The 22,376-nt window shown below is 61.5% G+C and carries 18 protein-coding genes; 2 read left to right on the forward strand and 16 right to left on the reverse strand.

What is annotated here, in order from left to right; translation table 11 throughout:
• Nucleotides 1-30 precede the first annotated feature (30 nt).
• Genes DEJ54_RS21695 through wecB form a run of 5 tightly spaced genes read right to left on the reverse strand, consistent with a single transcriptional unit; the run spans nt 31 to nt 7,889 of the window.
• A complete protein-coding gene (locus tag DEJ54_RS21695; RefSeq protein WP_113156830.1) occupies nt 31-2,322 on the reverse strand; it encodes a bacteriophage N4 adsorption protein A in 2,292 nt (763 codons plus the stop codon).
• A complete protein-coding gene (locus tag DEJ54_RS21700; protein ID WP_113156831.1) occupies nt 2,322-4,463 on the reverse strand; it encodes a glycosyl transferase family protein in 2,142 nt (713 codons plus the stop codon). Before DEJ54_RS21700 ends, DEJ54_RS21695 begins: the two co-directional genes overlap by 1 nt.
• A gap of 15 nt (nt 4,464-4,478) precedes the next feature.
• A complete protein-coding gene (locus tag DEJ54_RS21705; RefSeq protein WP_113156832.1) occupies nt 4,479-5,834 on the reverse strand; it encodes a cellulose biosynthesis cyclic di-GMP-binding regulatory protein BcsB in 1,356 nt (451 codons plus the stop codon).
• The gene (locus DEJ54_RS21710) at nt 5,816-6,718 is read right to left on the reverse strand and encodes a hypothetical protein (protein WP_162742432.1); all 903 of its coding nucleotides are present in this window, start codon (nt 6,716-6,718) and stop codon (nt 5,816-5,818) included. Before DEJ54_RS21710 ends, DEJ54_RS21705 begins: the two co-directional genes overlap by 19 nt.
• 37 nt (nt 6,719-6,755) lie before the next feature.
• The gene (gene wecB / locus DEJ54_RS21715; RefSeq protein WP_113156834.1) at nt 6,756-7,889 is read right to left on the reverse strand and encodes a non-hydrolyzing UDP-N-acetylglucosamine 2-epimerase; all 1,134 of its coding nucleotides are present in this window, start codon (nt 7,887-7,889) and stop codon (nt 6,756-6,758) included.
• A 512-nt stretch (nt 7,890-8,401) separates the two neighbouring features.
• Here wecB and DEJ54_RS21720 point away from each other — a divergent pair.
• Entirely contained in the window at nt 8,402-9,031 is a 630-nt protein-coding gene (locus DEJ54_RS21720) for a LuxR family transcriptional regulator (protein WP_206548569.1), read from the forward strand.
• A 62-nt stretch (nt 9,032-9,093) separates the two neighbouring features.
• Here DEJ54_RS21720 and DEJ54_RS21725 read toward each other — a convergent pair whose 3' ends face one another.
• From DEJ54_RS21725 to DEJ54_RS21735, 3 genes are all read right to left on the reverse strand, one after another.
• Nucleotides 9,094-10,554 (reverse strand): glutamine synthetase family protein, encoded by a 1,461-nt coding sequence (locus DEJ54_RS21725; protein WP_113156836.1) that lies wholly within the window; start codon nt 10,552-10,554, stop codon nt 9,094-9,096.
• Nucleotides 10,555-10,645: 91 nt separating this feature from the next.
• Nucleotides 10,646-11,881 (reverse strand): NAD(P)/FAD-dependent oxidoreductase, encoded by a 1,236-nt coding sequence (locus tag DEJ54_RS21730; protein WP_113156837.1) that lies wholly within the window; start codon nt 11,879-11,881, stop codon nt 10,646-10,648.
• Nucleotides 11,878-12,198 (reverse strand): 2Fe-2S iron-sulfur cluster-binding protein, encoded by a 321-nt coding sequence (locus DEJ54_RS21735; RefSeq protein WP_224873290.1) that lies wholly within the window; start codon nt 12,196-12,198, stop codon nt 11,878-11,880. Before DEJ54_RS21735 ends, DEJ54_RS21730 begins: the two co-directional genes overlap by 4 nt.
• 341 nt (nt 12,199-12,539) lie before the next feature.
• Between DEJ54_RS21735 and DEJ54_RS21740 the strand changes: the two genes are divergently transcribed.
• On the forward strand, nt 12,540-13,898 hold the full coding sequence (locus DEJ54_RS21740; RefSeq protein ID WP_113156838.1) for an aromatic ring-hydroxylating dioxygenase subunit alpha: 1,359 nt from the start codon (nt 12,540-12,542) through the stop codon (nt 13,896-13,898).
• A gap of 95 nt (nt 13,899-13,993) precedes the next feature.
• On the opposite strand, the gene DEJ54_RS21745 is transcribed toward DEJ54_RS21740, so the two are convergent.
• The 8 genes from DEJ54_RS21745 to DEJ54_RS21780 form a co-directional block, all read right to left on the reverse strand.
• A complete protein-coding gene (locus DEJ54_RS21745) occupies nt 13,994-14,323 on the reverse strand; it encodes a RidA family protein (RefSeq protein WP_245447869.1) in 330 nt (109 codons plus the stop codon).
• 176 nt (nt 14,324-14,499) lie between these two features.
• On the reverse strand, nt 14,500-15,666 hold the full coding sequence (locus DEJ54_RS21750; protein WP_113156840.1) for a hypothetical protein: 1,167 nt from the start codon (nt 15,664-15,666) through the stop codon (nt 14,500-14,502).
• Nucleotides 15,667-15,788: 122 nt separating this feature from the next.
• A complete protein-coding gene (locus tag DEJ54_RS21755; protein WP_113156841.1) occupies nt 15,789-16,649 on the reverse strand; it encodes an ABC transporter permease in 861 nt (286 codons plus the stop codon).
• 8 nt (nt 16,650-16,657) lie between these two features.
• Complete coding sequence (locus DEJ54_RS21760; RefSeq protein ID WP_371685986.1) at nt 16,658-17,485, reverse strand: ABC transporter ATP-binding protein; 828 nt, start codon at nt 17,483-17,485, stop codon at nt 16,658-16,660.
• A gap of 34 nt (nt 17,486-17,519) precedes the next feature.
• Nucleotides 17,520-18,767, reverse strand: coding sequence for an FAD-binding oxidoreductase (locus DEJ54_RS21765; RefSeq protein WP_113156843.1), 1,248 nt, complete (start codon nt 18,765-18,767; stop codon nt 17,520-17,522).
• A 41-nt stretch (nt 18,768-18,808) separates the two neighbouring features.
• The gene (locus DEJ54_RS21770) at nt 18,809-20,203 is read right to left on the reverse strand and encodes an FAD-binding oxidoreductase (protein ID WP_113156844.1); all 1,395 of its coding nucleotides are present in this window, start codon (nt 20,201-20,203) and stop codon (nt 18,809-18,811) included.
• The gene (locus DEJ54_RS21775; RefSeq protein ID WP_113156845.1) at nt 20,200-21,498 is read right to left on the reverse strand and encodes a cytosine deaminase; all 1,299 of its coding nucleotides are present in this window, start codon (nt 21,496-21,498) and stop codon (nt 20,200-20,202) included. The genes DEJ54_RS21770 and DEJ54_RS21775 overlap by 4 nt, the downstream gene beginning before the upstream one ends.
• A complete protein-coding gene (locus tag DEJ54_RS21780; protein WP_113156846.1) occupies nt 21,495-22,289 on the reverse strand; it encodes a creatininase family protein in 795 nt (264 codons plus the stop codon). Before DEJ54_RS21780 ends, DEJ54_RS21775 begins: the two co-directional genes overlap by 4 nt.
• Between the last annotated feature and the right edge of the window lie 87 nt (nt 22,290-22,376).

The following is a 22,376-nucleotide window of genomic DNA, read 5'->3' on the forward strand; positions in this document are numbered from 1 at the left end:
AGACCAGGTGTCGATCAACCCCGGCCTCGATCAATAGGAGAGGCTTATCCCGGCGAACAGGCCTTCGCCCCTGTTGTCTCCGGCCAGTCTGGCGCGATACTGAACCGTAAGGTCGATATAGGACATGGGAGCCGTGTACTTGTCTTCCCGGAACCAGTAGCGCGCGTTAAGGCCCGGCCCGGCGCTCAGCGTGAACTGGTCCGCCAGTTCGCTGTCATAACCCGCATTGACGCCGATATAGGGGGTAAGGACCAGCCGGTCATCGATTGCATCCATGCGGAAGCTGCGGCCGATGCGAATGTCGTCGGAAGCGATGGTCTGGCCGGATTCCAGATAATGCCCGATCTCGCCATAATACTGCGCCATCCACCAGGACGGCACGTCCACACGCAGATCGGAGCCGATGCCCTTGGAGAAGGCGGCGCGTATCAGCGTGTCGTTGCGGCTGTGCTTGCCGACCTTGAAGAGCTTGCTCGCCTCGAAAACGAGATTGTGCTGCGCGAAGGGTTTCCAGCGCGCGCCGACACTGCCCTGCGTCGTCGAAGAGCCGGTCGCACCATCCAGTGAATCTCTGAGCGTGGTGAACTGACGCGCAAACAGTTCGAATGTCGCGCCGTCCCGGTAGCCGATGCCCGGCGGCCGCCAGTAGATCTCCGAACCGAGTTGCATGGATTCGCCACTGCTGCCCTGCGGCAGGAGCGAGTTGCTGGCAATGCCCATGCCGCCATGGGTCAACGAGACATAGGCTCCATATTCGCGCTTCAGCTCGGCCACTTCCCGGCGCAGGCCGAAAAGCGCCTGCGGCGCCAATGAGAAGTCGCCGCGTTCTTCCGCGTCAATGGCGCGGTGCATCAGAGCGATTGCATCATCGTTCTGATAGGCCCGCCGCGCCGCATAGGCAGCATCAATGAACTGGCGACCGCTCAGTGCGCCGCTTCTGTCGGCGGCCTGAAACCGGTCATAAGCCATGGTTCTTTCGCCGGCCTGCCCGGCGAGATAGGCGAGGTCGAGATCGTTCATGGACGCAAAGCGTCCCTCATCGAGCGATTCCAGGAAGAGCCGGGATGCCTCGGCTTTCCTGTCCTCATCGTTCAGGAGGCGCACACGCGCCGCGATGGCCTGATCCTGCTCGCGCGGGTTCGTGGTCGTCGTTTCGGCCAGAGCAAATGCTTCGTTTGCGCCTGCGAAATCCCTCATGGCCTGCAGAGCCTGGCCCCGCTTCATCCAGACCGTGTGATCGGCGCGCCGTCCGAGCGGGGCAAGCGCTTCATACGCCTGTTCCGGCCGGTCGGTGGCAAGCGCCGCCTCGGCAAGAGAAAGACGCAGGAAACGTTCGTCCGCCGGTGAGCTGGAATAGCGCAGCGCAGCGCTGAAATCGTCGAACGCTGCGTTCTGGTTGCCCATCGACGCCTGCAGAACACCCCGTTGCCGCAACAACGCGGCATCACTGCCGAAGCGCTTCATGGCGCGGTCGGTCTCGCTCAGGGCCTCGGATTGCAGTCCGTTCTGCACGAGCGTCTGGATCAACAGAAGGCGGAAGCTGCGATTGCCCGGGGCCTGTTGAACAGCCTTGCGCGCCAGATGAAGGGCTTCGCCATAGCGTTTTGCGCGTATGGCGTCATAGGCCATGTTGGCCGCGCCTGCGCCCGGTGCTGCACCCGAGCCCTTTTTTGCGGACTGCTGTGCGCTGGAAAGTTTCTGCGCCGCAAGAGCGTTGTCGAGCAGGCTCCGGTAATCCCGATTGCCCGGTGTCAGCCGCAGTGCTTCTTCGGCTTTTGCGACCGCCGTATCGTAATCGCCCCGGTCATAGGCTCGATAGGCTGCATCTGCCGCCAGATAGGCGGGATCCGACTGCGAGACCGCTTCGCTGGAGGCTGCAAGCGCAGTGGCGAGTGCGGCAAGCTCCTCACGGGCCGTGTCGGTCAGGCGCTTATCCTGCGCGCCTTCCTGCGCAGCGCTTCGCGCTTCATCTTTTTCGCCTGATGCATCAAGCGCACGGACGAGAAGGGTTCTGAGACGCCCGACATCCGGCCGCTGCCGCACGGCTTCGCGGGCTTTCTCTGCCGCGACTGCATAGTCTCCATTGGCATAGGCCTCGTAGGCTTCGGTTGCCACTTCGTAGGCTGAACCCACCAATGGGCGCTCTTCGCCAGTGTTTTCCGCAGGCGCGCTCTGCACTGGTGCGGGATCGGATGTCTGCGCGCCGGCAGGCAATGCCCCCCATGCAAACTGAAGGGCAAGCAGCGCTGCCGTGCCGCGCAGCCAGCGGTTCCGGGCGCTGGTCTTGCGCCCTTGGCTTCCGTGGCGTCCAACAATCGTCATCACGCGGCTTTTCCCTTAAGTTCGTTTGCGGCAGATTCTGCGAGCCTGCGCTGTTCATCCAGCGCCCACTGCAACAGGTTCTGGTCAATGGCGTTCTGCGCCACGAGATAGCTGCCCACCGGACCGTCCGTGTCGGGTGAATAGTTCGCCATGGCCTCTTCAAACGCCTCATGTGAGATGTCGCCGCGCTGTGAAAGCAGATCGCCCAGAAGCGGCACGCGTTCGCCGAGCTGTTGCGGATTGTCTTTTCCCTGCGCGGCGAGCAGGCGCAGGCCGGCCGTGATGTCACGGTCACGCACGATGAAGAGCGGCGGCATGTGGCCGAGTGCCTTGCGGATCTGTTCGCTCGCGCGCTCGGACAGCGGAGCGGCTGCGGCAAGCCGAATTGCGCCATTTTCACTGTCTTTCATCGCCAAAACACGCCAGCGAATGCTCAAATCGACGGGAAACGCGTCTTTTGCGGCAAGAATTTCGGCTTCACTGACAGACGTGATTTCAAGCCCGGACTGGAAGGCGACGGCTTCTGCCAGAACCTCTTCCGTCAGCCAGCCTTCCTGCACGAGGATGCGGCCGAACGGCATTTTCTTTTCGCTCTGCTTGTCGAGCGCTTCCTGAAGGTGGCCCTGATCAATGGCCTGCCATGAGACAAGCAACTCACCGAGCCTTGCGCGCTCTTCCACCAGCCCGTCCGCCGACGGGAAGTCGTGCATCGTCTTGTCCCAGGCAAGGCGCGTTCCGAAAATGAGATGCGAAAGATACTGTTTCCACGCACGCGCCATGGCCATGAAGTTCACGAAATTGCCGATGATCATGCGCGGGATCGACAGGATGCCATGACGCCAGCCGAACGTGCGGGCGGTGAAGTAATAACGCTGGGTCACACGCAGGATGAACGCGATGCCGTTCAGTCCAAGCAGAACGGCGATCCATCCATTGGTTGCGATGAGGGGCGGGTAACTCATCGTCAGCAGGCCGGTCGTGAAAGCGAGCTGAAACAGGATGTACTGCGCAACCAGAATGTAAGCGAAAATCGCCACGAATGCGGTCACGGCGCCCTTGCGGTCGCGCAGCAGAAAATAGCGGTCGACGATGGAGCCATGCCAGCCGAAATAGGCCCAGCCCTGAAAGCAGATGCCCAGCGACCAGCGGGCCTTCTGACGATAGGATGTGCGGAACGTGTTGGGGAAGAACTCGCGCACGCTGAGCGGCATTTGGAGCGTTTTTTCCTGCACCGCATGGCCCTTGAACCAGGACGTGCGTTTCACGCGGTATTCGACCGGAAACCGCGCCAGAATTGAGTGCATGCCGTGTGCTGCAAGCCGCACACCGATGTCGTAATCCTCGGTGAGCGTTTGCGTGTTGAAGGGCTGATTGTCCGTCTCGGATGCAAGCGTTAGAAGGGCGCGGCGCGAGAAGCAGGTGCCGACGCCGGCCGAAGGCACCGTCTTGGCAAGGCTTTCGCGCACCACGATATCCTTGCCGTGGGATTCGGCAAATTCGTCCATGTAGACGCCGGCGACCAGCTCGTACCACTCGCGCTCCAGCGAGCCGACGGGGATCTGGATGAGATCCTTGCGCGGCAGAAGATAGTTGAAGAACTGCAGTTCCAGCGGATGCAGTACATCTTCACTGTCGTGCAGGACAACACCTGCAAAGCTGATGTTGTGTCGGGCTTCGTGGGCGAAGATCGCCTGCACGATCCAGTTCAGGCAATCGGCCTTGCAGGTGGGACCGTCATGGGGAACCTCCACACGCACCAGCTGCTTGTAGCGGCGGCGCATGCGCTCGACTTCCCTGATCGTGGCCGCATCGTTGCAATAGGTGCCGACAAAGATGGTGTAGGACCGATAGTCGATCACCCGCACCATGTTTTCCAGCATTGGCGCGATGACGTCATATTCGAGCCACGCCGGGATCATGATGGCGATGTGCTGCTCAGGCCGGTCGCGCAACTGCTCCGGCCGAAGCGGCTTGTAGCGCCGCTTGACCGTCAGTGCACGCCTGATTTCCCGCATCCAGTAGCGGGCGTCGATGAAGAGATCATCGAGGCTGGAAATCAGGATGATCACGGCTGTTGCGACGGCTGTGTATTCCAGCCATCGGTAATAGTCCGCGAAGAGATAGGGCCAGTAGAGCGACATCGAACGGTTGCCCGCTTATCCCTGATCGGCGCTTTGACGCTTCTTGGCGCGGCGCGCAAAGAAGATCAGCAGGAAGAACGCAAAGGCAAGCACCCCGGCCACGAGCAGCGAGAGATTGTGCATCCAGAATGCAGGATCAAGCAGCCGTTCCCATGTGAAGGGAGCATCGCCGCGCTGGCTTCCGTCTTCGTTGAGGTAAAGCGGTGCGCCGCGGCTGTTTACTGCTGCCAGGACGCCATCCTCTCCCAATACGGCGATATCGCCGCCGGCAAGCTGGAAAGGCGATTCGAAGACAGGCGGCGTTCCGACACTCTGATAGCTGACGCCCGGCTCTTTGGAGCCCGATACCGCCTGCACGACAGCGATCCGTTCGAGACCCGAAACATCATAGAATGTCTTGCCTTTGGCATTGGCAATTGAGACCCGGTCACCGGAGACCTTCACGGTATCACGGGCGCCTTTGACGGGCGTATCAAAGGCGAGATACGGCGTTTTCGGCTCGATCTCCGCGTCGCCTTCTTCAAAGCTCAGCGTCGCGCGGGATGGCGAGACCCCGACCGTGTCAGCGAGCTGAATGATCGTCGGCAGAGACCGGGTCGCATCGAGACGCCAGCTGGTCGGAACGAACAGGCTTGCATCGCCGGCGAGCCGCGCCGTCATTTCTGCGAAATTGCCGAGCTTTGGCGCGGATTTCAAGAAAATCCGGCTTTCCGGCAGCACCGCAGCCGGGAAAGGCTGAGGCGTTTCGCGGCATTCGTCACTTGCCGGCTGGCGTTGAATGCGCACCTGCATCGTGTTGCGGGGAAGGAGGGCGTAAGACGGGATGTCGACGGAGATTTTCTCCGCCTTCCCGTCGGCGGTGAGGCGCTTTGCGCCAAGAAGATAGTCATTGATGAAGATCGAGGCGACGGGCGCCGTCGCCGTCGCGCCGGGAGCGGCCGCGACATAGACATCCATGCTGGCGGGAACCTTGCCCTCGGGCAGGCTGGTGCCAAGGTTGAATGACGTCGTCCAGTCGCCGCGTGCAACGACATCCAGATTTCCGGCCGCCTGATTGAGCGAGGCCAGAGCGATGCTGTCTGTGTCGGTGTCGGGCCTTGCGGCCGTGTCGAGAACAAGATGATCCGTGCTGGCGGTGCGACGCCAGAAACCGTCGAGCAGACCGGAGGCGGCGCGTGCGGCATCTGGCGCGACTGCGATCACGGGCCGACCGGTGAGCGTGGCAATCTCGATGCTTTTTGGCTCGCTCGCCATTGCAAGCGCGTTCTTGTGCACCACGAGGGTGTCGATTGCATCGACGGCTGCGGCGTCTGCCCGTTCGAGTTCTTCGGCGACCGCTTTGAGGGCGGTTGTCAGCCCGCCTGCCAGCATCTGGTCGGCAACCGCGATATGCGCGTGCAGCTGCGGTGCATCAAGCAGGATAAGGGCCCCGATTTCAGCGTCGCTCGACAGGGTGATGACACCGCCACCGGCAAGCGCTGCAAATGCGGGAACGCGCTTGAGAGCCGGGGGATTTCGAGCCCGCTGACATCGAATTCGCTGCCGATTGTCGGAAGCGCTGCAACATCCACCGTCTTGCCGGCGCGCTCGAGCGTGACGCCCAGACGCCAGGCGGCATCGAAGCTCTCGCTTGCCAGCTCGTCGCTGGAAACCAGAAGCACCACACGCTGGGGCAGGGCGGACCAGGCATCCGCAATGGTTTTCACGTCGCCTGCATCATAGCTGTATTCCAGATGGGAATCCGGCGAGATCTGCAGCATGTTTCCGATGGGGCGGGCATCGTCGCAGAGAAACCGCCCCGTGGCCGAAGACCATGCGAGCCCCATCCGCACAAACCCGGACGGGCGCGGTGCCCCCTCAACATCGACGCTGATCTCGACGTCTCCCTGAGGCGCGGTTGGCGACTGGGCGGCCACGACCGTGCCATCGACTGCAAGCGTGTAGGTCGTCTGTCCGCCATCGGCGCGCAGATAGCGGCCGTCCACGACCAGGCGCGGCTCGGACAGCTCGATATTCGCGGGCACCGGCAGATAGATGTCGCGACGCGCATCGCTGGAACCGAGCACGACCGGTTCGGTGAGGCCAAGCGCCTTCAGGCTGACCCGCTCGCGGATCTCCGTTTGCTGCGAAAGCGCGGTGATCGCATCGGCGATTTCCGCAGCCTGCGCGGCATTGCCGCCATGCATGATGATCAACCCGCACGCCCCGCTCAAAACGGAAGACAATATGGCGCTACGGCGAGATGAGACGGTCATGATTAACCCGTTTTCTGAAATTGGATGGGGATTGCGATCAGGCGGCGAATGCCGCGCTCGATCTGCCCGCCAGAGCGGCGGCGATGCGGGTTGAGGCATGCCCGTCCCCATAGGGATTGAGGATGCGCGCGAAGCTTGCGTAATGGGCCGCGTCATCGAGAAGCTGCTCGACCTCGCTGACAATCCGCGTTGTTCGCGCTCCGACCAACCGAACGCCGCCTGCAGCAACGGCTTCAGGGCGTTCAGTCACATCGCGCATGACCAGAACCGGCTTCCCGAGCGACGGGGCTTCTTCCTGCACACCGCCGGAATCGGTCAGGACGATGTCCGCCCTGTTCAGGAGATAGACGAAGGACAGATATTCCTGCGGGTCGATGAGCGAAATGTTCGGGTTCTTGCCGAGAAGCTCGTGGACCGGATCGCTGACATTGGGGTTCAGATGCACCGGATAAACGATCTGCAGGTCGTCGCGCCGCGACAGGCTGGCCAGCGCCTTGCATATGTTCAGGAAACCATCACCGAAGCTCTCGCGGCGATGGCCCGTGACGAGGAGGAGTTTGCGCGAGGGATCCAGAAAGGAGAACCGGGCATCCAGCTGGGCCTTCAGCTCCGGCGTGGTCCTGATCCGCTCGACGGTTTCCATCAGGGCGTCGATGACCGTGTTGCCTGTGACAAGGATTTCACCGTTCAACCGCTCAGAGCGCAGATTGGCGGCGCTTGTGTCGGTCGGGGCGAATAGTTTTGTTGCGAGGACATCGATCGTGCGCCGATTAAACTCCTCCGGCCACGGCTTTGACAGATCGTAGGTGCGCAAGCCAGCTTCCACATGTCCGACCGGAATGTTCCGATGGAACGCGGCCAGACTGGCGGCCATTGCGGTCGTGGTGTCGCCATGGGTCAGCACATAATCGGGCTTCTCATCGGCGAGAATGGCGTCCAGACCCTCGATTACCCTGCCTGAGAGACCGTTCAGCGTCTGGTTGGGTGTCATGACCGAAAGATCGTGATCCGGCTTGATGCCGAAAAGCTCGAGAACCTGATCGAGCATCTGGCGATGCTGTCCGGTCACGCAGGTAATTGGCTGAAGCCCGCTTTCGGCAGCCAGCGCCTTGATGACCGGAGCCATCTTGATCGCTTCCGGTCTCGTGCCGAAAACCGATAAAATTCTCATTGAAACAATGCCCTGAAGTATCTGATCAGAATCGTGGGAGGGGCGCCGGCATCGTGTCGTAAGACAGTCCGTCGGGCGCATCGGCAGCTTTTAAAACCGGTCTGACGTCTCATTGGAGACAGCCGGCTACTCTGGGGAAGCCGGTTTTAGGAGGGGCGATCCTGATGCTGCGGGCCCGCTTTCTGGCTTCTCCTGCAGCAAGACCCGGTAGCCATTAGCCGCGCAGGCAGCTGAAAGCCTTCGGAAACGTGCAGGCGACGCCGGACAGCGAGTTTGTGCGTTTTCATCAGAAACGAACCCTTTAAATGATTCCGATGTACGAATAAGTCGCCTAAGTATATAGGGTGAACTGGTAAGTTTGTCAGTCGCCTAAGTTTTTTTGTCGCACTACCCGCTGCAAGTTTCGGATTTTATCTGGACCCATGTCGATCTTTCACACCGTCGATTGCGCTGTTGCATCGATTTGCGGCGCTCAAAACAAGTCTCAACTCGTCTCCGCGCTTGGTGAGGGGATGGCGGCTCTTGGCTTTCAGAGCTTCAACCTGTCATGCAACAAGGCGGATGTGCGGGAGTTCATGACATCGCCGACGCTGACGAGCTGGACTTCGGAGGATCTGGATGCCTATCACAATGAGCACTGGAGTGCCCGAGATCCTCTGCTTGAACTGTCCGGGCAGCCCGGTTTGCGAAAGCTCTGGACACCAGACGACTGGGCGCGGGACGCGGATACGCGGGCATATGCGGAATATATCGACTTCTCTGGCATACGCAGCGGCGTGACCGCATCAGTGGGGGGGGCGACAGATACCGTGAGCGCCATCACTGCGCTGTCGTTTTCAGATGTGATCGTGGACCCCGATGTTCCCCATGCGGTGGCCATTCTTGCGCAGACAGCGCTCACCCGGGCGGCCGTGCTCGGCGTTCCAAGCATCGGGCTGCCGGCCATGGCGCAGTCGCTGAAGGAACTCTCTGGCAAGCAGATAGAGATCCTCAAGTGGGCAAGTCAGGGAAAATCGAACCGCGACATCGCGACCATCATGGGGTCGTCGAAACGGACAATCGATTATCACATGTCCGAAATTCTGCGGAAGCTGGATGTCGCCAGCCGGGCGCAGGCGATCATCATTTTTTCCGGTCAGTGATCGTCAGAACCGTGGCGCGGACGCCACGGCAGTCGGATATCGCGCCAGAATGAACCGGCCCTTTAGAAGAGAGAGAAGTATTCCTTCTGCTCCCACTCTGAAACCGTCATCAGGTAGCGGTTCCATTCCGCGCGCTTGATGTGGGCCAGATAGGCGACGAAATCCTCGCCGATGGCGCTTTTGTAGAAATCGGACTGTTCGAACCGCTCGATTGCCGCGATCAGGCTCTTGGGCAGGAACTGCGAATTGTTGTCATATGGACGCTCCACGGGAGCGGGGGCTTCAAGACCCCGCTCCAACCCGTCGAGCCCCGACAGGATCTGTGAAGCAAAATAGTAATAGGGGTTGGCCGCCGGCTCCGCGACGCGGTTTTCGATGCGGCTCGCCCTGTCGCCCTGCGCGAAGAGGGCGCGGATCATCGCTCCCTTGTTGTCGCGGCCCCACTGCACGCGATCCGGCGCGAGCTGGAAGGGCTGATAGCGCTTGTAGCCGTTGACCGTCGGCGTGGTCAGAAGGCAGCTCTCGGCAGCGTGTTCCAGAAGGCCCGCGATCCAGGCGCTTGCGGTGGGCGACAGGTCTTCGCCTTCACCCGGCATGAACATGTTGCGCCCGCTTGCGCGCTCGACCAGAGACTGGTGCAGATGCCAACCGCTTGCCATTCCATTGTCCACCTTCGGGCGGCACATGAACGTGGCGTGCAGCCCCATGCGCGCGCAAACCTGTTTCACGGTGGAGCGGAACAGCATCATCGTGTCGGCATGGTTCATCGGCGTGTCCGGCTCGAAGGTGAACTCGAACTGGCTTGGACCGAACTCCGCCTCGACCGACCGGACCGGCATGCCGAGTTTCTGGCACGCACGGCGCAGCTCGTCGGCCACGGGCTCCAGCGCATCGTAGCGGGACTCGGTCAGATACTGGTAGCCATGGGAGATAAGGCTCGTTTCCGGGGGCAGGGCAGGCATGCCGCCATCTGTGTGTTCCAAACGCGGGTCATCCACACGGAACACGTAGAACTCGACTTCCAGCCCGCAAACGAGGTCGAGACCGCGCTGGCCAAGACGACTGACGGCATCGCGCAGGATGCCACGCGGCGAATGGGGGAAGGGCCGCCCGTCCTTGTAATAGACATCGCATAAGAGCCAGCCGCTATGGGGCGACCAGGGAAGCTGGCGGAAGGTTTCAGGGTCGGGAACGATCATGACATCGCCGGCGCCGGTGAGTTCTCCCGCGCCATTGTTCTGGCTCTCCTCCCAGACGGAGAACACGGTGCGATGCGATGTGTCTTTCAGGAGAAGCGTCGACGTCATCGCCATGCCGTTGCGGAACAGGGAATCGACCTTGTCGGCAACAATGGTCTTGCCGCGCAGCACGCCATGCTGATCGGCAAACGCCAGACGCACGGTCTCCAGCCCGCGCTCGCGGATGAGCGCCAGCACTTCGTCTGCGCGTTCAAACTGCTCGTCGCTCAAGAGGTTTTTCGCTGCGACGAGGCCGCTCTTGAGTTTGTCCAAATTGCCCGACATGCCTGTCTCTTCCCTCTGGTATGGCTGCTGCCGAATTGTTGGTCTTGTTGTGTGGCGTGCGGGCGGTTCTCTCGCCCACCGCTCTTTCAGGCTAGGATACGGCGGCCACGGCAACCGCCTTCATCAGCGGTGTGTCGATGTCTGCAGCCATACGCTGATCGATGCTCTGGCCTGCGGCGATCAGTTTGCGCGAGGCCATGTGATCGGCGGCGCGGTTCACCGAATAGGCCGCCACCAGACGGTCTCCCTCCATCTGCAATATGCTGAACGCGCCGCTTTCAGGATCTCCGCGAAGAAGCTCCGTCGTGCCAGGTCTCGGCAGGCCGGCCATCTGCACTTTCAGGTCATACTGATCGGTCCAGAACCATGGAACAGCGCCAAGCGGCGCATTGCCACCGGCAATGTGCTCGGCGGCAGACTTTGCCTGATCGACAGCGTTTTGCACGGATTCAAGCCGCATGGCCCCGTTCGCATAGGCGTTGTGGAAGGCTGCAACGTCGCCCAGCGCATAGATATCGGGGGCGCTGGTCAGGCCGTGCGCGTCCACCTCTATGCCGCCTGCAATGGTTTTGAGTTCGAGCGGCTCGATCAGCGCCATGTCCGCGATGCCGCCCACGCCCACAAGCACGAGATCGGCGGGAAGGGTGGTTCCGTCGCCAAGCTGAACGCCGCTCACCCTGCCGTCATCGGTGGTGGTGTAGCGCTCCGGCAGCGCGCCGTAGCGGAACATTGCGCCCTTCGCCGTGTGATAGCCGCCGATAAAGGCGCTCAGCCGTTCTGGCAACGCGCGTGTCAAAAGGCGTTCCTGCGCCTCCAGAACGACGACGTACTTGCCCTGCTTGACCGCAGTGGATGCAAATTCCAGTCCGATGAACCCGCCGCCGATGATGACGATATTCTCTGCATCCTGCATGGAGCTGCGCAGGTGGCGTGCATCGGCGATGGAGCGGAGCGTGTGAATGCCGCGCGCCTCGGCGCCGGGCAGGGGCAGGGTGCGCGCCTTTGAGCCGGTGGCGAGAATGAGCTTGCCGTAGTCGAGCCTTCCCGAACCCGTGACCACCTGTCGTGCATGAGGATCGATGCTCAGCACCGGCTCGTTCAGGCGCAGGTCGATTTCCTGATCGCGATAGAAGTCGGGGGCGCGCAGGAGAAGCTGCTCCTCGTCCTTTTCGCCCGCAATATAGGCCTTCGAGAGGGGCGGGCGGTGATAGGGATAATCGCCTTCCGCGGAAAGCAGGACGATGCCCTCCTGCCAGCCCTTTTGCCTGAGCGATGCGGCGGCCTGTACGCCGGCGTGGGATGCGCCGACGATGACGACCGCGCTCAAAACTGGTTCTCCGGGATGATGAAGACGGCATCCTTGAGCTTTTCACTGACACGAAGCTGGCAGGAAAGCCGGCTGGTCGGTCGCCGCTCGGCGGAGGCCATGTCGAGCATGTCGTCTTCTTCCGAAGACATTTCGCCGACCGTGCCGTCCTCGAGATTGTCGCAATAAACATGGCAGGTGGCGCAGATGCAGGCACCGCCGCACTCCGCTTCGATGCCGCCCACATTGTTCATTACCGCGGCTTCCATGACGCTTACGCCCGGGCGCGCCTGAACTTCAATCTGCTCGCCGCCGCTGGTTTCGAACTTGATGGTGATGGCTTCGCTCACGGTTGACCTCCGATTGGTCGAATAACGAACACAATATCATTTATCGACCAATTGATCACATGGATCATGGAAGCCTGTCAACAAATGCAGGAAGCAAAATGATGAAATCATTGGGCGGGAGCGCAATCGACCCATTTCCTGAATTCCGCTAAAGCTCTTGATTGCGTGTTCTAATAGAATATAATCGCACAATGGATCGATTATCGACCAATTTGGCGATCGATCTGGAGGCCGCTAGCATTGATCCGGTCTGACTGGGTGGAGGCGAGCATGCGCTCGAGCAGTGGGATTTCAGCCAACGCGCGGAAGAGAAGGGAAGAGACACAGCCATGATGAGCCAAGAGCAGAACGATCTTATCACCAGGATCGGTCCTGACGCACCCGCTGGAAAGCTGATGCGCAAATACTGGCAGCCGGCAGCCCTGGTGGATGAACTGAAGGGCGACCGCCCCATCGTCCCCGTCAAGCTGCTTGGCGAAAACTTCGTGATGTTCCGCGACGAGCAGGGGCGCTACGGACTGGTGGATCGCGACTGTCCGCACCGCGGCGCGGATCTGGCGTTCGGTCGTCTGGAAAATGGCGGTCTTCGCTGCGCGTTTCATGGCTGGCTGTTCGACGTTGAAGGCAATTGCCTAGAAACGCCGGCCGAGCCCGCCGCTTCGAACCTTTGCAAAAACATCAAGCAGCGCGCTTACCCGGTTGTTGAGAAGAGCGGCATCCTGTGGGCCTATCTCGGCGGTGACGAGCCTCCGGCATTCCCCGAGCTTGACTGTTTCGTGGCGCCCGGCACCCACACATTCGCCTTCAAGGGCCTGATCGAGTGCAACTGGCTGCAGGCGCTCGAAGTCGGCATCGATCCCGCACACGCGTCCTTCCTGCATCGCTTCTTCGAGGATGAAGACACGTCGAAAGCTTACGGCAAGCAGTTCCGTGCCGCGTCCGCCGACAGTGATCTGCCGATGACGAAGATCCTGCGCGAATATGACCGCCCGATCATCAATGTGGAGCGCACGGAATATGGCCTTCGCCTGATCGCGCTGCGCGAGATCGACGAGGAACGCACACATGTGCGCGTGACCAACCAGCTCTTCCCGCACGGCTTCGTCATTCCGATGAGCGGCGACATGACCATCACCCAGTGGCATGTGCCTGTCGATGACGAGACCTGCTACTGGTACGCGATCTTCACCAGCTATGGTGCGCCGGTCGACAAGAAGAAGATGCGCGAACAGCGCCTCGAGCTCTACGAGCTGCCCGACTATGTATCGCGCCGCAACAAGGCCAACGACTACGGTTTCGACCCGCATGAGCAGGCGACCGAGACCTATACGGGCATGGGCCTCGACATCAATGTTCACGATCAGTGGGCGGTTGAATCGATGGGCCGCATTCAGGACCGCACCCGCGAGCATCTGGGGCAATCCGACAAGGCAATCGTTCAGTATCGCCGCCTGCTCAAGCAGGAAATCGAAAAGGCGGTCAATGGCGGCAAGCCGCTCCTGACGCTGGACGAAAAGCATGCCCGCAGCATTCAGGGTCCGGCCACGATGGACGGCATCGGCCCGACACGCGGCTGGGAGACCTACTGGATGGAGGTCGATGTGAAGCGCCGCCGCGCAGCACCCTGGGCCGCTCCCGTTCCAGAAGAACTGGCGGAGAAGGTGCCGCATGTCTCGGCAGCCGAGTAAGGCGCTTTCCGCCACGCCGGATTGAACTCGACACACGAAAAGGCCCGCCTCAACAATGAGGCGGGCCTTTTCAATGAACGATCATTTGGAAACGATCAGTCGCGCTTCGCGGCCAGCACTTCCACCTCGACGGTGAATTCGGGCTTTGTGAACCCGCTCACGATCATCAGTGTGGATGCGGGGTAGGGCGCAGGGAACAGGGCATTGCGCACATCCATATAGGGCGCCATGTGCTCGCGGCCCGTGACAAAGGCGCTGATGCGCACCACATCCTCGAAATCCATGTCCGCTGCCTCTAGAAGCTTGCGGATATTGTCGAAGCATATGCGGGCCTGTTCGGCCGTATCGTCCGGGATCGTGCCGTCCGTGCGCATGCCGAGCTGGCCGGAGCACACGAGAAGACGCGCGCCTTCCGGCACCTGCATGGCATGGCTGTAATTGGAAAAGGGTGGCGGAAGATCACCGGGGTTCACGGGAATGGCCAAGCGTCTCTCCTTCTGACAGATGGGGCGGCCGCCATGATGCATGGCAAACCGCGAAAGAAAACAGCCGCCCCGTTTCCGGGGCGGCATTTCTGGTCTCGACGGGAGCGAGCGACGGGTTATTTCAGGCCGATGCCCGGATCGATGAACCGGTTCGTCACGACGCTCTGCGGATCGAGGCCTTCCTTGGCGCGCTCATCCAGCCAGGGCTGAACGATATCGAACATGACAGCCACGCGCTCCGTGTCGAAGTCGGCGATCGTGTCATTCGAGCCATTGCCCATGATGCCGCGCTCCTTGAGCGTCTTCCAGCCATATTCGAGCTTGTCCATGGACAGCTTCCACCAGGACGTGGCGTAGCCGCCCTGGGTGAAGTCGTGGATGGTTTCCAGAACCTCGGCCGGGTCGTCCATATAGTCGACGACGGCCTGCTGGATGATCGGCACGAGCTTTTCAAGGCAGGGTGCGAGTTCATCCATCCGGTTTTCCGCAACCGACAGCATGCCGCTGTAATTGGGATAGCCCAGTTCGCCGACGGTGACTGCGTCGATGGGCTTGCCCCAGTTGTTGCCGGTGGAGAATGCATAGGGTTCGCTGGTGACAAAGCCCTGGTTCAGCCAGGTGCCATTATTGGTGACGAAGTTCTCGCCGTCGCCACGGTAGCCCTCCACAAAGACGTCCTGGGAGACGCCGGACTGCAAGAGGTAGAGGCCGAAGGTGCGCTGAATGGTCGAGACGTAGATCATCCCCTTTCCGGACTCGCCGAAGGCAATGATGTCATCGATGCTGTGGAAGCCGTCCGGATAGGTCTCGCGGTCCCAGAACAGGCCCTGCGGGGCGATGTTGAGCGGCGCGACGACACCAACCACCGGGAAGCGCTCGGAGAAGATGAAGGCATTGTCCAGCTCCTGGTAACCCAGATGCGGACGCAGGCCGGCCTTGGAGTTGCCCATGTAGAGGGCCGAATAGGCGGTTTCGCCGTCACCAAGGCCCATGCCGCCGCCGCCCTCGAGAATGACGAGGTCGATGCCGGTGCTGCCCAGCGGGCCGGTATAGCGGCCGCTTTCCATCTTACCGCCGCCACCGATCATCTGGTAGAGCGCACCGTGTTCGGCCTGGGCAAGCCAGTCCTTCTGCACGATGAAGGGATTGGGACACACATCGGCCAGCGGCGTGGTGTAGGCCTTCTTGGCGAAATCGCCCGGCTCCTGAGCCAGGGCCGGCTGCGCAATGGCGGGAAGCGCGGCCATCGCGGTTGCCAGCAAAGCAGTCTTCAAGCTTCTCATTTTCAGTTCCCTCATTGTTGTTGTGGGTCGAGAAGGCATCGGCTCGCGGCGGGAAACCAATGCCAGGCGGAAATGCGAGCGGGCGAAGAGAGGCTGCTCTTCGCCCGCCCGTAGAATTGGCGTCAGGTCTCCTTGCCGCCGGATTCATGCCAGTCCGAGAACAACCAGTGCCCGAGCCAGGTGAAGGCGATGTAGACGCAGACCGACAGGAAGGTCGCGGTCATCAGCGCCGCATACATCTGCTCATATTTGAAGTCGATCTTGGAGTTGATGATCATCTGGCCAAGGCCGCCACGGCCGGCCAGGAAGAACAGCTCCGAGACGATGGCGCTGATGACGGCGAGGCTTGCCGCGATCCGCAGACCGGCGAAGAGCGCCGGCGCTGCAGACGGAAAGCATGCCTTGACCAGCGTCTTGCGCCAGCTCGCGCCCTGCAGGCGGAACAGGTTGATGATGCCGCGGTCAACGCTCTTGAGGCCGAGGAGAAGCGTGATCGGGATGGCGAACATGGTGAACTTGGCCACGATCAGCACCTTCGGCAGCGTGCCGAAGCCAAGCGCCGTCTGGATCAGCGGAATGATGGCGAGCGTCGGGATCGACTGGAACGCGACGATGTTCGGGAACATGGCGCGTTCGAGAATCGTGGCGCGAAACATGATCACGCCGAGCAGGATGCCGACCGGGATCGAGATGCAGAGGCCGGCGAGCGCGATGCCAAGCGTGGTGAGCGAGCGCGTCAGGAGTTCCCAGCGCACGTCCGAAAGGCCGAACGCTTTATCCCAGAGTTCATAGCCCGAGGGCATGAGGAACTGGCGGTGCGGCTCAAGGTTCGCGCGCACCATCGCGTATAAGAGAATGAACATGCCGAACAGGACGAGCGGCGGCACGAGCAGCATGAGGAGGTTTCCAAGCGTCCCGCGCTCTGCCGTGAACGGAACCGGCGAATGTGCAGTGAGATTGGATGAAGGCTGTGTCTGTGTCATCGATCGTCTCAATTCTCGATAGCATTTCGCAGGGATACGGAGACTTCGCTGCATAGGGTTGCGAACTCAGGCGTGTAGCGAAGCTCCGGATCGCGCGGATAGGCGAAGGGAATGTCGAACACTTCGAGGATCTGTCCGGGACGGCGGGACATGACGACCACCTTGCTGGACAGATAGACTGCTTCTGAAATCGAGTGCGTGATGAACAGGCCGCTGAAGCCGTTGCGCATGAACAGCGACACCAGCTCGTCATTGAGACGCTCGCGGGTGATCTCATCGAGCGCGCCGAAGGGCTCGTCGAACATGAACACGCTGGGGTTCAGCGCCAGCGAGCGGGCCAGCGATGCGCGCATGCGCATGCCGCCGGAGAGGCGCTTGGGATAATGCTCGGCAAAGCCGTCGAGCCCGACCAGGCTGATCTGCTCCAGGGCGATCCTGCGGCGCTCTTCAGGCGAAAAGCCGCGCAGCTCCATCAGAAGCTCCACATTGCCGAGCACCTTGCGCCACGGCAGAAGGGTCGCGTCCTGAAACGTGTAGCCAAGCTGGCTGCGATCCACCTTGACGATGCCCGAGGTCTGGGGGAACAGGCCGGAAGCGATCTTCAGAAGGGTGGACTTTCCGCAGCCCGAAGGGCCGACGATCGAGACGAACTCGCCCTTGCGGATGGTCAGCGAAACATCTTCAAGCGCCTGCGTTCCATCGGGGAACTGCATCGAGATGTTCTCGAAAGAAAGCGCGACATCGTTCCCGGCAATCGGAAGACCGGCGGGAGAACTTGCGTCTCCGGTCCTGCCTCCAGTCCTGTCCGGGGGCTGAGGAACAGCCTGCAATGTCATTATGAGTCCTCCCAGTTGAAATGCGGTGCGCCCGCTAGAAGCGGCTCACCGAAAACGGCGATAGGTCGATCTTGGGTGTTTTTCCCGCCATCAGCGCTGCGACGTGCCTGCCTGTCGGTCCTCCCGAGCAGATGCCGACGTGCTGATGACCGAATGCAAAGACGGTGTTGGAGAAGCGTGGCGAACGATCGATAACCGGCAAACTGTCTGGAAGACAAGGCCTGTGGCCCATCCATTTGGATTGTTCGGTCGTATCGAGTTCGGGGAACATCTCCCGTGCGATTTCTGTCAGTTTGTCCGCGCGCGCATAGTTGGGCGCGGCCTTCAGTCCGGCCAGTTCCACGGTGCCCGCAATCCGCAGGCCGCAGTCCATCGGATTGATGAAGACGCTGCGGGTGTTCCACATCACGGTGCGGTTCACACCGATCTGCGGATTGGGGAATGTGACGTGGTAGCCTCTCTGGGTTTCCAGCGGCACTTTCGCGCCCAGTTTGCGCGCCAGCGGCGACGACCATGCGCCGGCCGCCAGGACCAGCCGGTCGACGGGGAGCTGACCCTCAGTGGTTTCCAGCGCAACCGGCCCATCCGGCCCCAGTGTGACGTCCTTGACCTCGGCGGTGACGAATTTGCCGCCATTCTTCTTCACCTGGTCGGCAATGCTGTTGACCAGAAGATAGGGATCGACGGTCGAGCCGTTCTCCGGCGCAAAAATGCCGATGTCGAAGCGTTTGTTGAGGGCCGGCTCGAACTGCCGGATCTCGTCGCCGCCCACTTCGATCATTTCCGCGCCGAGATTGCGGCGCAGGTCGAGCGACCATTTCGCCGCCTGAAGCTCCTGGCGGCTCTCATAGATGTAGAGGCAGCCATTCCGGCGGATCAACTGGTTGAACCCATCACCGGTGAGGATGTCGCCGTAATCGTCGAAGACGGTTTCCATCAGCGAACGCATCGCCGTGGCCACACGAACGCATTCCTCACGCGTGGCGTGGCTGATGAAGCGGGCAAGCCATGGCGCGATCCACGGCAGATAGGACCAGCGAACCGTGAGCGGACCAAGCGGGTCCATCAGCCAGCCGGGAATCTTCTTCATGACGCCGGGCATCGCCACCGGCAGGATGGCGCTGGGCGAAACCGAACCGGCATTGCCGAACGACGTGCCGAGCCCCGGCTCCAGCCGGTCCACCACCGTCACGCCAAAACCCTCGCGCTGCAGGAACGCGGCGCAGCTCACGCCGACAATGCCCGCACCTATGATGGTTACATGTCCCTTGCTGCCGGTCATGTGTTCATCTCCCCCCGGTCAAATCCAGTCTGTGATGGAAATCATTCGGCGAAGAGGTAGGTCTTGCCGGGAGAGGGGGACCAGTCGGGATCCTTCCAGGCGATCATCTTGCCGGGATTGAGAAGCCCCTTCGGGTCGGCCTGTTTCTTGAAGGCCAGCTGATGCGGGTTGGTCTTCTTCATGCCGCCTTCTTCCAGCGTGATCCGGTGCGGATTGAAGACCGGCAGGCCGAGTTCCAGCTCCAGTATCTGGATGATTTCCTCAAGCCGCTCATTGCTGGTGTGCCGCACGATCGGAATGCCCACGGGCGAGACAACGCCATCGAACCGGGTGAATTCGAAATGCAGCAGCAATTCGTCTCCGAACCGCTCTTTCACCTCGGCGAGTTTCTCGAACATCACCGGGCGCGGGATCATCATCTGCAGATAGGTGATGGTCGGATCAACGCGCAGCGCGCGCAGCGTCGTGTGGTTCCACGCAAGCTCGAAAGCCGCCGGCAGCTTCACGCCCTCTTCCAGCTGGTCGTAGCGCAGCCTGAGCGTCGCTCCGTCGAAACCTTCGACAATCTCAACGAGCCGGTCCAGTGTGTCTTTCGAAACGGTCACGGCCACAACGGCCTCGCTCTCCTCCAGATAGGGGCGGTGCCTGCGGAAATAGTTGAACGGAATGGGCGCCTCGAAATTCGAAAGCATGCGCTTGCAGACCGTGTCGTCGTCGCCGATCTCGAGCGCCAGCCTGCAGGAGTTTTCGAATGTGTCGACGCCGATGATCACGTCGACCCAGTCGGTCGCCGGATCGGCAGGCATTTCCACCTCGACGATGACGCCATTGACGCCATAGGCATGAGCGGCCTTGCTGATGTCGCTTGCGCCGACCAGATCAATGATTTGCGGCCTCTCTTCCATGGTGACGAGGCGCAGACGGCGGATATTGGCCGGATTGCGCAGACCGCCCCAGCGGATCGCACCCACACCGCTGGACCCGCCAGCGATGAAGCCGGCGATGGTTGCCGAGCCCATGGTCGAGGGGAACAGGCGGATTTCCTTGCCGACCGCGCGCAGCGAGCGCTCGATATGCTCGATCACCGTGCCGCCCTGCGCCACGAAATAATCGTCGCCGATCTCGAGGATCTCGTTCATGTGCTTCATGTGCAGAACGACGCCGCCGGAAAGCGGCATGGCCTGACCGTAATTGCCGGTTCCGGCCCCGCGCGTGGTGACGGGAACGTCATGCTTCCAGCAGGCGGCGAGAATTTCGACCACTTCTTCCACGCTGCGCGGCGCAATGACCAGATCGGCCGTCACGTCGTCGAGCTGTTCCTTCAGGATCGGGCTGTACCAGTAGAAGTCGCGGCTCTTCTGGCGCACCGTCTGGGGATTGTCGTCGATGTCGAGATGGGCCAGCGCCTCGCGGCACGCTGAAATATCTGCAGTCATGAGTACTCCATCGCGAAAAGATCGCGCAGATTGAAGGGAAGCGGTTGAAGCGGCACGCCACCGCGCAGAACGACGCGGCCGGCCGAAGAGCGGCTCATCAGGTCGAGCCAGTCGCCGGCATCGAGAATGATCAGGTCGGCAGGTGCGCCTGCCGCAACAAGGCCGTGCTGGCCGAAGCCGCAGGCTCTCGCGGCCTCGCGGAACTGGCGGGCCGCCCAGCTGCCGATGTCGGTTTCGAGATGCGCTGTCCGCACCGCAGAGCGGAAAACGTCGACCATGTCGAAGTCGCCGTAGGGATAGAAGGGATCCTGCACATTGTCGGAGGCGAAGTGCACGGATGCGCCGCCCGCAGCCAGTTCGCGCACGGTGGTCATGCCGCGCCGCGACGGCGTTGCGCCATTGGAGCGGTCCTGCAGGAACAGGTTGGAGTGCGGGAGCGAGACGATATGCACGCCGGCCCGCGCCACTTTATCGATGATGCGGTCGCGGTCTGCCATCGGCATGGAGCTGAGCGAGCAGCAATGTCCGGCCATGACCGGGCTCTTGAAGCCGGTGCGCAGAATGCTGTCGCAGATCAGTTCGAGCGCCATGGCGTCGGGCGCAAGCGTTTCATCGACATGGAAATCGACCGCGAGCCCGGTTTCGCCGGCGCAGGAAAACAGCGCATCAAGGCGTTCCGGCGTTGCCGTTTTCGGCGCTATGAACGCGCCCAGAATGCCGCCGAGACGCCTGATTTGTCGGCAGCGTTCGATGAACTCCGCCTGTTCGACGCGCTCCAGAGCCATCAGCGCGACGGCCTGAAGCGCAATGCGGCCCTGCCAGTCGCTGCGCATTTCGTCAAAAACGCGCCAGGCGTCGCTCTCATCCGGCATGACCGGCGTGTCGAGATGGGTGCGGATCGCGGACGTGCCATGCAGATAAGCGCGTTCAAGCGCCTGACTAATGCGGCTTTTCAGGTCGGTCTGCGACCAGTTGGCGGCATCCGCGCCGGAAAGCTTCACGGCGTCCAGAAGTCCGCCATGGGGAATGCCCGTCCGCCTGACGATATAGGCCTTGTCGAGATGGACGTGGGAATCGACGAATGTGGGCAGAACCATCCGCCCTGCGAGATCCAGTTCAGCCCCGCCATTGTTCTCCGGCGTCAGCGCGCCATCCGCCGTGATGCCGAAATCCATGGTGGCAAGGCCGCTGTCATGATCCAGCGCACGGAGCGGAAACCCCTCTGCCAGAGCAGCCGGGACGCGGGCATTGGTGAACCAGCGGCTCTTTTGTGTCTCGCAGGCGCGGATGTTCATACGCGCGGCGCTCCGAAGGGGATCGCATAGCGCGCCACCTCTTCGAGAAGCCGGGCATAACGTGTGGCTGCATGCTCGACGAGCGCCTTGCCCGTTTCCGGCTTCGCCAGCGCGGCATTGCCAGCGGCTCCATCGGCGTTGAGATCCTTCATGGTCCAGCCCGTGGAAACGGGGCCGAGCAGGCGCAGAACATCATTCGACTGGGCGACCGTACGGGAGGCCGGTACGAAGTTCTTCGCCTTTTCCATGGAAACCAGATCGGGGCGCAGATGCAGCATGGCGGCAGTCTCCACCAGTCCGCCGTGAATGCCGTCGCGCAACTCCTCCTCAGGGATCAGGCCGGGCGGATAGCCCATGCTCATCCAGCCGGCGGCGACGCAGAACATCTCTTCTTCAATGCGCAGCGCGCGCGCTGCGATCTGCAGCACCGGCACATTGCCTCCATGTGCATTGAGGAAGACGAGCCGGCGAATGCCCGAACGCGCGACGCTCCTGCCGATCTGCATGAGCACGGCCTGAAGCGTCGCTGCGTCGAGGGTCAGAACGCCGGGAAAGCCCGTGTGTTCATCGGATTTGGCGACGGCGACCGGCGGCAGAACCAGCACCTGCGCGTCCTCCACGCGCTTCGCCGCTTCCAGTGCAATGCCCTCTGCAAGCGTGGTGTCGGTGCTGAGCGGCAGGTGGGGACCATGCTGCTCAATGGCGCCCACGGGCAACAATGCGACAGTCGCATCATCGACCAGTGTTTTCAGGTCGTCAGCAGAAAGCTCGCTCCAGAGACGAAAGGCCATCAATTCACCGATTATCGAACATTAGTTCGCTTAGCGTTGCAAGAAAGCAGTCGGACGTCAAGCAGGTTTGTGCGATCCCGGGCCGCT

The sequence above is a fragment of the Nitratireductor sp. OM-1 genome (genome assembly GCF_003296175.1).
In the GTDB taxonomy this organism is placed as follows: Bacteria; Pseudomonadota; Alphaproteobacteria; order Rhizobiales; family Rhizobiaceae; genus Nitratireductor; species Nitratireductor aquimarinus.

Bases quoted from the DNA above. Each gene is read 5' to 3' on its own strand.
- DEJ54_RS21695 (WP_113156830.1), bottom strand. From the start codon at position 2,322: ATGACGATTGTTGGACGCCACGGAAGCCAAGGGCGCAAGACCAGCGCC.
- DEJ54_RS21700 (WP_113156831.1), bottom strand. From the start codon at position 4,463: ATGTCGCTCTACTGGCCCTATCTCTTCGCGGACTATTACCGATGGCTG.
- DEJ54_RS21705 (WP_113156832.1), bottom strand. From the start codon at position 5,834: ATGCTGGCAGGCGGGCTGACAACCGCCCTCAAAGCGGTCGCCGAAGAA.
- DEJ54_RS21710 (WP_162742432.1), bottom strand. From the start codon at position 6,718: ATGACCGTCTCATCTCGCCGTAGCGCCATATTGTCTTCCGTTTTGAGC.
- wecB (WP_113156834.1), bottom strand. From the start codon at position 7,889: ATGAGAATTTTATCGGTTTTCGGCACGAGACCGGAAGCGATCAAGATG.
- DEJ54_RS21720 (WP_206548569.1), top strand. From the start codon at position 8,402: ATGGCGGCTCTTGGCTTTCAGAGCTTCAACCTGTCATGCAACAAGGCG.
- DEJ54_RS21725 (WP_113156836.1), bottom strand. From the start codon at position 10,554: ATGTCGGGCAATTTGGACAAACTCAAGAGCGGCCTCGTCGCAGCGAAA.
- DEJ54_RS21740 (WP_113156838.1), top strand. From the start codon at position 12,540: ATGATGAGCCAAGAGCAGAACGATCTTATCACCAGGATCGGTCCTGAC.
- DEJ54_RS21745 (WP_245447869.1), bottom strand. From the start codon at position 14,323: ATGCAGGTGCCGGAAGGCGCGCGTCTTCTCGTGTGCTCCGGCCAGCTC.
- DEJ54_RS21750 (WP_113156840.1), bottom strand. From the start codon at position 15,666: ATGAGAAGCTTGAAGACTGCTTTGCTGGCAACCGCGATGGCCGCGCTT.
- DEJ54_RS21755 (WP_113156841.1), bottom strand. From the start codon at position 16,649: ATGACACAGACACAGCCTTCATCCAATCTCACTGCACATTCGCCGGTT.
- DEJ54_RS21760 (WP_371685986.1), bottom strand. From the start codon at position 17,485: ATGACATTGCAGGCTGTTCCTCAGCCCCCGGACAGGACTGGAGGCAGG.
- DEJ54_RS21765 (WP_113156843.1), bottom strand. From the start codon at position 18,767: ATGACCGGCAGCAAGGGACATGTAACCATCATAGGTGCGGGCATTGTC.
- DEJ54_RS21770 (WP_113156844.1), bottom strand. From the start codon at position 20,203: ATGACTGCAGATATTTCAGCGTGCCGCGAGGCGCTGGCCCATCTCGAC.
- DEJ54_RS21775 (WP_113156845.1), bottom strand. From the start codon at position 21,498: ATGAACATCCGCGCCTGCGAGACACAAAAGAGCCGCTGGTTCACCAAT.
- DEJ54_RS21780 (WP_113156846.1), bottom strand. From the start codon at position 22,289: ATGGCCTTTCGTCTCTGGAGCGAGCTTTCTGCTGACGACCTGAAAACA.